At 61.3% G+C, this 1,750-nt stretch carries 5 protein-coding genes; all 5 read left to right on the top strand.

The window, feature by feature from the left end; translation table 11 throughout:
- The coding region (locus NP596_RS21210) for an AtpZ/AtpI family protein (RefSeq protein WP_256617371.1) at nucleotides 1–243 on the top strand (243 nt) is incomplete at its 5' end.
- Nucleotides 233–526 (top strand): ATP synthase subunit I, encoded by a 294-nt coding sequence (locus NP596_RS21205; protein WP_256617370.1) that lies wholly within the window; start codon nucleotides 233–235, stop codon nucleotides 524–526. The genes NP596_RS21210 and NP596_RS21205, both read left to right, overlap by 11 nt.
- The gene (locus tag NP596_RS21200) at nucleotides 523–1,221 is read left to right on the top strand and encodes a F0F1 ATP synthase subunit A (protein WP_256617369.1); all 699 of its coding nucleotides are present in this window, start codon (nucleotides 523–525) and stop codon (nucleotides 1,219–1,221) included. Before NP596_RS21205 ends, NP596_RS21200 begins: the two co-directional genes overlap by 4 nt.
- A gap of 1 nt (nucleotide 1,222) precedes the next feature.
- Nucleotides 1,223–1,510, top strand: a complete 288-nt coding sequence (locus tag NP596_RS21195) for a F0F1 ATP synthase subunit C (RefSeq protein WP_256617368.1) — start codon at nucleotides 1,223–1,225, stop codon at nucleotides 1,508–1,510.
- A gap of 3 nt (nucleotides 1,511–1,513) precedes the next feature.
- The coding region (locus NP596_RS21190; RefSeq protein ID WP_443192637.1) for a F0F1 ATP synthase subunit B family protein at nucleotides 1,514–1,750 on the top strand (237 nt) is incomplete at its 3' end.

Raw genomic sequence — 1,750 nt, 5'->3', positions numbered from 1 at the left:
CGGCGCGCGCGCCTGCAGCCCAAGCGCAGCCTGTGGTTCGGCCTGGGCATGTTCGGCTTGGTCGGTTGGTCGGTCATCGTGCCGACTCTATTGGGCATAGCGGCCGGCATCTGGCTGGACAGGCTATGGCCCGGCCGGGTGTCGTGGACCTTGACGCTGCTGCTTGTCGGTGTGATATTGGGCTGCAGAAATGCCTGGTATTGGCTGGAACGGGAACGACAGGACAAGCATCATGACAAATAACATCGCAATCGCCGCCGAATGGCTGATGGCCGCAAGCGTGGGGATAATGCTGGGCTGCGTTTATTTCGGCGGCCTGTGGCTGACCATCCGCCAGATGCCGCATTCGCGGCAACCCGGTTTGGCCATGCTGGTCAGCCTGCTGATTCGGCTGGCTTTGGTGGCACTGGGGCTTTACCTGCTGGCCGACGGCCATTGGCAACGCTATGCGGCCGCGCTGGCCGGTTTATTGATCGCCCGCTGGTGGTGGATACGCCGCATTGCCCCCAGGGAAGCCGGGCGATGAAACTGAGCAGCGACAACACCATCCTGGTCTGGCTCGGCCCGTTGCCGATCAATGCCACCCTGGCTTATACTTGGCTGGTGATGGCCGTTTTGGTGCTGACGTCCTTTTTGGTCACCCGGCGCTTGCGGGATGATCCAAGCATCAGCCGCTGGCAAAATTTACTGGAAATATTGGTTGACGGCCTGCGCGAGCAGATTCGCCAGACCAGTTGTCAGGACCCCGGCCCGTATCTGCCTTTCGTCGGCACGCTGTTTCTGTTCATCGCTCTGTCCAATCTGTTGGCCATCGTACCGGGTTACGCGCCGCCGACAGCGTCCTTGTCCACGACCGCCGCGCTAGCCCTGGCGGTTTTCGCCGCCGTGCCGTTTTACGGCATCGCCCATCGCGGTCTGTGGGCCTATCTGGCCGACTATCTGCAACCCACGGTGTTTTTGCTGCCGCTCAACATCCTGGGCGAACTGTCGCGCACCTTGGCCTTGGCCGTGCGCCTATACGGCAACATGATGAGCGGCACGATCATCGGCGGCATCTTGCTGGGCATCGTGCCGTTGTTTTTCCCCATCGTGTTGCAGTTTCTGGGCTTGATCACCGGGCTGGTACAGGCCTACATCTTCGCCGTGCTGGCGATGGTGTTTATCGCCTCGGCGCAAGCCGCTCAGGATGAACACAACCCCACTCAACGATCAGGAGATTGATATGACCGAACTCAGCCCCGACGTCATCATCGGCGCCGTATCCATTTTCACCGCCGGCATCACGATGGCCATCGGCAGTATCGCACCTGCCTTGGGCGAAGGCAGGGCCGTCGCCGAAGCCTTGAACGCCATCGCCCAACAACCGGACGAAGCCCCGACCCTGACCCGCACGCTGTTCGTCGGCGTGGCGATGGTCGAATCGACCGGGATTTATTGCCTGGTGGTCAGCATGATTTTGATCTTCGCCAATCCGTTCTGGGACCATTTCATCGGCAAGGCCGGAGGCTGACCCGTGCAGATCGACTGGCTGACGGTGGCCGCACAATGGATCAATTTCCTGATCCTGATGTGGCTGCTGCGGCGGTATTTGTACCAACCCATCCTGCAAGCCATGGATAAGCGGCAACAGGCCATTGCGGCCCGCGCGGCGGCGGCCGTAAGCAAAACCGAACAGGCCGAACAACTGGCGCGCGACTATCGCGACAAACTGGCCGAGCTGGAGGCGCACCGCGACGCGCTAATGGCGGCG

The sequence above is a fragment of the Methylomonas rivi genome (assembly GCF_024505165.1).
Classification (GTDB): domain Bacteria; phylum Pseudomonadota; class Gammaproteobacteria; order Methylococcales; family Methylomonadaceae; genus Methylomonas; species Methylomonas rivi.
The sequence above is the reverse complement of the archived record's forward strand: the minus strand, read 5'-3'. Positions and strand labels throughout refer to the sequence as shown.